The sequence below is a fragment of the Dyella sp. SYSU CM1112 genome (genome assembly GCF_058216415.1).
Genome location: NZ_JBZEGI010000005.1, coordinates 298,631 through 305,563 on the forward strand (window position 1 = coordinate 298,631; position 6,933 = coordinate 305,563).

Sequence of the window (6,933 nt, forward strand, 5' to 3'; positions counted from 1 at the left end):
CAAGAAATTAAAAGGTGAATGGTACAAGCGTCTGCGACGAGAAAGGCAGCATCAGGCGAGTGAGTGGATTCGTCCCATGTCGTCCCGCGAAATCCCTCGTGCACGCCATCGGTTGCTATGATGACCTATCCCATCAAGGAACGCTTATGCGCATCATCAGCCTGAACGCCAATGGCATTCGTTCTGCTGCGAACAAAGGCGTGTTTCAGTGGCTTCGCAAGCAACACGCTGATGTGGTGTGTCTGCAGGAGACCAAATCTCAGGAAGACCAGCTCACGGATCCTATGTTCAGGCCGGATGGTCATCACTGCTTTTATCGAGATGCGAGCAGCAAGAAGGGTTACAGCGGCGTGGCTATCTATGCCAAGCGAGAACCCGACAAGGTATTGACGAAACTAGGTTGGGATGCGTTCGACAACGAGGGGCGTTACATCGAAGCGCGTTTCGGCAATCTGAGCGTGGTATCGCTCTACGTCCCGTCAGGGTCGTCCGGCGAGGAGCGCCAGCAGTTCAAGTTCGAGGTGATGGATTGGCTTACGCCGATCTTCGATACGTGGCTGAAGAGCGGTCGCGATTACGTGATCTGCGGCGATTGGAACATCGTGCATACCAAGAACGACATCAAGAACTGGACTTCCAATCAGAAGAACTCGGGTTGCCTGCCGGAGGAGCGTGCCTGGCTTGATCTTTTGTTCCAGCAGCGCGGTTGGGTCGACAGCTTTCGTGCATTAAAGCCCGAAGCAGTGGAGTACACGTGGTGGTCCAATCGCGGGCGCGCCCGCGAGAACAATGTGGGGTGGCGGATCGACTATCAAGTGGTGACGCCGTCATTGCACAAGCGGCTCAAGCATTGCTCGATCTATCGTGACGAGCGCTTCTCGGACCATGCGCCGTACACCGTCGATTATGTCGACTGAAGCAGGCGTGCACGGCGCGCCGAAACCGTCCATCTGGCGTGCGTTTTCGCAGCCGGCGGCGTGGACGATGTGTTTGCTGGGTTTTTCGTCTGGCCTGCCGTTTTTGCTGGTGGCCGGTACCTTGGCGTTCTGGCTGAAAGAAAACGGCATCGTGCTGACGGATATCACGATGATCGCCAGCGCAGGCATGACGTACGCGCTCAAATTCATTTGGGCACCCTTGCTGGATCATTGGCGATTGCCCGGTTTTGCTCGGCTTGGGCAGCGTCGAGGCTGGCTGCTGCTGGCACAGATCGGTGTGTTGGTCGGATTGCTGGCGATGGCGGCGCTGACACCGCATAGGCTGGTGGCATTTGTTGCGGCGACGTTGTTCGTGGCCTTTATGGGTGCAACGCAGGATATCGCGATCGATGCTTATCGCATTGAAATTGCCCCGCCATCGGCCCAGGGCGCCTTGGTGGCGACGTACTCGTTGGGATATCGCCTCGGGTTGCTCGTTGCCGGTGCACTGGCGTTGATTCTCGCTGACCACATCGCATGGGCCAAGGTTTATACCTTGATGGCGGTTTTAATGGTGGTGCCACTTATCACCACGCTCGTAATGCGTGAGCCAGATGTGCGCCGCGTGTCGCCCTCTTCCTGGAGGGAGGCTATGCGTGAAAGCGTGGTGGATCCGATTGCCGATTTCTTCCGTCGCTACGGCTGGGCGGTGGCGGGATTGACCTTACTGTTCATCCTGCTTTTCAAGGTGCCTGAACAAGCCATCGTAGGTGGCGTGATGAGCCCATTTTATCGTGATATGGGCTTCTCCAAGACGGAAATCGGTGCGGTCACCAAGATTTACGGCATCTGGATAGCTATTGCAGGTGCTTTTATCGGAGGTGCTGCGGTGGCGCGCTGGGGGGCATGGCGGACTTTGGGCGTCTGTATTGTGCTGGAGAGTTGCAGCAATCTGCTCTATCTGTTGCTGATTCATCACCATGGGGAGCTGATGGCGTTGACTGTGGCGATTTCCGGTCAGAATTTTGCCGAGGGCTTGCTGGGCCCCCCCACCGTGGCGTTTCTCTCGCTTCTGGTAAACCGCCAACATACGGCCACGCAATACGCCCTGCTAAGCTCGCTAGTGAACTTGCCAGGCAAGGTGCTCGGCTTTTTCGCCGGCGGCATTGTCATGGCGTTGGGCTACGGCGGTTATTTTGTCATCACTGTGTTTTCGATGTTGCCGGCAATGCTGCTTTTCGCCTGCCTGTGGCGCCGATTCCGCAATGATGACCCTACCCAGGCATAGCGCAGCGTTCTTTTTCGGGAGGTCGCAAACGCGGTCACATCCTGATTGCGAACCCATCCACGGATCTTCACGATGACGATTGCCAACTGCCGTACGGTTGGCGACGATCAACGTACAGGGGCTACGTGGCACGGAGCGACCGCCATATGCCGGATATCGTGATACGTCACATTGATCGACTGATGGCCGAGCGCATCAAGCTGCTGGCCAAAGAGCGCCAGTGGTCGATTAACGATGTGGTACTCCAGGCGTTGCGCTACGGCCTGGGTGCGTCCGAAAGCGGCAACATTGTTGCCGAGAACATGTATGAGCCGGGAGACCTCTCGCTGACCACCGGTCATTGGGATGCGCGCGAACGGGCTGCCTTTCAGGAGGCCATGCAGGCGCTTTCCGCAGCGCGATCAGAGCCATTCGTGTCGACCGAAAAGATCGGTGATCTCTTGGAATAGTGATCAATCCGCTGTGCGAGGGGCTGAGTGGAGTGCACCCAATATGCGCGGCCCCGTTGCGCCGGTAACGGCCGGCAGATTGCCTGGCAAGCCGAGCACGTATTGTCGCGCCAGCCACGCGAATGCGACGGCTTCCAGAAAATCCGGATCAACACCGTATGTGGCGGTGCTCTTCAATTCGCGTGGATGCAGCAACTCGCGCAGACGGTGCACGAGCACGCGATTATGTACCCCGCCGCCACAAAGCAGCACGTCGGTGCTGTCGTGTGCATGCATCTCGATTGCCTCCGCGACACTGAGGGCCGTGAGTTCAAGCAGCGTGGCTTGCACATCGGCCGGCGCGATGGCTGCTTCGCTGAGTTGGGCATCCAGCCATTGCAGATGGAAATGCTCGCGTCCGGTGCTTTTGGGCGGCAGGAGCGCGAAGTATGGGTCGCTCAAAAGTTTCTCAAGCAACATGGCGTCGACGCGGCCACTGCCCGCGAAAATACCATCGCGATCGAACGGTTCGCCAAGGTGACGTAGACACCATGCATCCATCAAGCCGTTAGCAGGACCGGTATCGAATCCAAGAACGACGCCGTTAGCTGGCAATACAGTGATGTTGGCGATCCCTCCAAGGTTGAGCACAACACGGGTATGACCGGTGGGGGCTAGCAACATGGCGTGGACCGCGGGCAACAAAGGTGCCCCCTGACCACCTGCAGCGACGTCGGCACTGCGAAAATCGGCCACGACATCAATGCGGCATCGCTCGGCAATAACGCTGGCATTGCCAATTTGCAACGTGAAAGGATGCGGTCCGGATGGACGGTGGCGAATCGTTTGACCGTGCGAGCCGATTGCGCGCACCGCTGTGGCGGCAATGCCGCTTTGAGTGAGCAATATTTGGGTGGCGTCGGCAAACGTCTGGCCAATGCCCACATCGAGGCGCCCGAATTCGTCGAGATCGAGCCTGGTTTCGTCCTGGGCAATGCGCAGGATCTGCGTGCGCAAGGCGGCCGGCCACGCGTACGTCAAGGCGTGCAGCAGTTCCAGCCTGCCTTGTTCGAAACGCACCAGCGCTGCATCGATACCGTCAGCGCTGGTGCCTGAAATCAATCCAACATAGAGCGCGGATGCATCATCCAGCTGGGAATCAATCATCGCTGCGTTTGGTGGACATGGCTCGAGCAAGTTTGTAGTTATTGTCGATCTGCATCAGGCGCGCCAGCTGAGGCTTTACGACGGTACTTTCGAACTTTGCAAGTTGCGGGCCGGGTAGTGGCTCGGGTTTGGGAAGGGTGACGGTCTGCGGGTTGCGTTGGACCCCGTCGACGCGAAATTCGTAATGCAAGTGAGGGCCTGTGGCCAGGCCGGTCATGCCGACATAGCCGATCACTTCGCCTTGGCGCACACGTTCGCCCACATGTTGATGGGCCGCGAAGCGTGACATATGGCCGTATGCCGTACTGATATGCGGGTTGTGCTGAATAATCACGAAGTTGCCGTATCCGTTCATCCAGCCCCGGAACTTGATCACACCATCACCTGCGGCGTGAATGGGCGTGCCGGTCGGCGCAGCGTAATCGACCCCTTTATGGGCTCGCATGATGCCCAGAATGGGATGCATGCGCGCCGCACTGAAGGGCGAGGAAATGCGGGTGAAATCCACTGGAATGCGCAGGAACGATTTTTCGAGCGGGCGACCGTCCTCGCTGAACCAGCCGATGCTGCCGTCCGCGCGCTTGAAGCGGTATGCTGTATAACGATGCCCTTGATTGATGAATTCGGCGGCGACAATGTCACCTTCATGCAGGTACGTGCCGTCGCGATATACGGTGTCGTAGATCACAGTGAAGCTATCGCCCACGCGCAAGTCCTGCACGAAGTCAATATCGTATTTGAACAGGTCGGCGAGCTTGATCACCATCGCGTTGCTCAGGCCGGCTTTGTTGGCGGCGGCGAACAGCGAATCATCAATCACGCCATGAGCAATTTGCTCTCGCGTTTCCACCGCGCGGGCAACAGTGGTCATGCCCGGTGTTGCGCCATCGAGACGGATGATCGCGCGGGTGGACTCGTCTTTATCGAAGCGAATGCGTTCGAGATTGCCGTCGCGGCCGATCAGGAAGTCGAATTCCTGGCCAGGATGGATGTTGTGTAGCGCCGTTTTGGCGTCACCGGCGTCGTCCATGACGTGTTGCAGATCAGTAAGGCTCAGGCCCTGGCTTTGGAAGATGTCCGACAATGTCTGGCCTGGGCGAACCTGGACAACACGCCAATCTTCGGTTGCGGAGGCCTTGAGCGTAGGTGCTTCGATTTTCGGCAGCGCTAGCGAAAGCAGGGTGTGTGCTACAGGCTTGGTGATCGAGGGCTTCATCGCTGTGGCCCACGCTGGAATCAGAAAGCCGGAAAGCACCGTGAGCAGCAAGGCTGTCGCGGCGAGCATCCAGCGTTCACGACGCCAGTGGATAGGCGGCTGATCACCACCAGTCTGACGATTGAACGACCAGTGAGCACAGCGTTGGTAGAAGTGGGAGTGTCGGCTTTGCGCCTTGCGGCGGATGGCCCGTTTGCGTGCGATGCGCGGATCGTGCTTGCTCTCTGCCATCGCTAGTCGACCTTGCTCTTCTTATGCATCACCATCATCAACCGCGCCCCCTGCGGTACAAAGTATCAATTTGCCGCGTACCATAACGACCTTGTGCAAAGTGCGTCAACGCCTTTTCCATCAAGGGTTTGCGCGAGATTTTCGGTTAACGCACAATTAACGTCATTAACGGTGGCCATCACTTAACTGGCTGCCTAGGCAACTACATCGGGAAGAGGACAACATGAAAGAGCTTGAGCAGGCGCTGGCTACGATTGCGCGGGGCGCCGACGAAATCATCAAGCAGGAAGAGCTGATCGAACGTCTCAAGCTAGGGCGGCCGCTGCGCATCAAGGCGGGTTTCGATCCGACCGCACCGGACCTGCATTTGGGTCACACGGTATTGCTCAACAAGATGCGCCAATTCCAGGATCTGGGACATACCGTGATTTTCTTGATTGGCGACTTCACGGGGATGATCGGCGATCCGACGGGGAAGAACGTTACGCGTAAACCGCTCAGCCGCGAGGACGTGTTAGCGAATGCCGAAACCTATGCCGAACAGGTCTACAAGGTGCTAGATCGAGAGAAAACCGAGCTGCGCTTCAATTCGGAGTGGTTCGGGCAGATGAACGCTGCTGACATGATCAAGCTGGCTGCACAACACACTGTCGCACGCATGCTCGAGCGCGACGACTTTGCCAAGCGCTACGCTGCGCAGCAACCCATCGCTATCCATGAATTCCTCTATCCACTTGTGCAGGGTTACGACTCTGTGGCGCTGAGATGTGACGTGGAGCTTGGTGGCACCGACCAGAAGTTCAACTTGCTGATGGGGCGTGCTTTGCAGGAACACCATGGTCAGCCTCCACAGATCGTGTTGACGATGCCGCTGCTTGAGGGATTGGATGGGGTCAACAAGATGTCCAAATCGCTGGGCAACTACATCGGCATCAGTGAGCCAGCCATCGATATCGTTACGAAAACCATGAAGATTGGTGACGAACTGATGTGGCGCTGGTTCGAATTGTTGAGCTTCGATGTCTCGCTTGATGAATTAGCGCAAATGAAAATTGATGTGGAGCGCGGTGCATTGAACCCGCGTGACGCAAAATTGCGCCTTGCCCGCGAGCTTGCCACGCGCTTCCACGATGCGATGGCCGCCGAACAGGCGATTGGAGGATGGCATGCGGTAGTACGCGGTGAGGGGGATACCAGTCTGCTGCCGCTTACCGAAATCGTGGTTCCCTCTGAGGGACTGCGTTTACCAGCGCTACTCACGGCGGCTGGTCTTACTTCCAGTAACTCGGAAGCTAATCGCAAGCTCAAGGAGCGGGCCGTGCGCATCGATGCGGAAGTCGTCGAGGATGCGCAGCGTGTTTTTTCGCCGGGTTTCGAGGCGGTCTTGCAGGTGGGTAAGCGGAATTTCGCACGTGTGTTGCTGACGCAGGCTTGACCGTTGTTGGGATGACAGCAGCAACCATGCGTCGCATGTGAAAAAAATTTCAAAAATGGCTTGCCAAAAAACGGGTCGCTCTCTACTATTCGCCACCCCGCCGCTACACCTCTTTCGTACGGCAATTCCCCGCAGCAAAAAACATCGCGCTGGGTGTTGACGGAAGTAGTAAGGGATGTAGAATGGGCGGCTCACCCGGGACGAAAGGTCACGGGGCGATCTGAAGAAAGGATCGCAAGTAGTTGATCTTT

At 57.3% G+C, this 6,933-nt stretch carries 6 protein-coding genes; 4 read left to right on the forward strand and 2 right to left on the reverse strand.

What is annotated here, in order from left to right:
• The first annotated feature begins 146 nt into the window (after positions 1-146).
• From AC4HNJ_RS10110 to AC4HNJ_RS10120, 3 genes are all read left to right on the forward strand, one after another.
• Positions 147-917: an exodeoxyribonuclease III gene (locus tag AC4HNJ_RS10110; protein WP_490479435.1), complete on the forward strand. Its 771-nt coding sequence runs from the start codon at positions 147-149 to the stop codon at positions 915-917.
• The gene (locus AC4HNJ_RS10115; protein ID WP_490479436.1) at positions 886-2,205 is read left to right on the forward strand and encodes an AmpG family muropeptide MFS transporter; all 1,320 of its coding nucleotides are present in this window, start codon (positions 886-888) and stop codon (positions 2,203-2,205) included. Before AC4HNJ_RS10110 ends, AC4HNJ_RS10115 begins: the two co-directional genes overlap by 32 nt.
• A gap of 182 nt (positions 2,206-2,387) precedes the next feature.
• Positions 2,388-2,654, forward strand: a complete 267-nt coding sequence (locus AC4HNJ_RS10120; RefSeq protein ID WP_490479437.1) for a hypothetical protein — start codon at positions 2,388-2,390, stop codon at positions 2,652-2,654.
• Between the two features lie 3 nt (positions 2,655-2,657).
• Here the strand turns inward: AC4HNJ_RS10120 and AC4HNJ_RS10125 are convergent, their stop codons facing one another.
• Positions 2,658-3,785: an anhydro-N-acetylmuramic acid kinase gene (locus tag AC4HNJ_RS10125; protein WP_490479448.1), complete on the reverse strand. Its 1,128-nt coding sequence runs from the start codon at positions 3,783-3,785 to the stop codon at positions 2,658-2,660.
• Between the two features lie 7 nt (positions 3,786-3,792).
• Complete coding sequence (locus AC4HNJ_RS10130) at positions 3,793-5,247, reverse strand: OapA family protein (RefSeq protein ID WP_490479438.1); 1,455 nt, start codon at positions 5,245-5,247, stop codon at positions 3,793-3,795.
• A gap of 223 nt (positions 5,248-5,470) precedes the next feature.
• Between AC4HNJ_RS10130 and tyrS the strand changes: the two genes are divergently transcribed.
• Positions 5,471-6,682, forward strand: coding sequence for a tyrosine--tRNA ligase (gene tyrS, locus AC4HNJ_RS10135; RefSeq protein WP_490479439.1), 1,212 nt, complete (start codon positions 5,471-5,473; stop codon positions 6,680-6,682).
• Positions 6,683-6,933 lie beyond the last annotated feature (251 nt).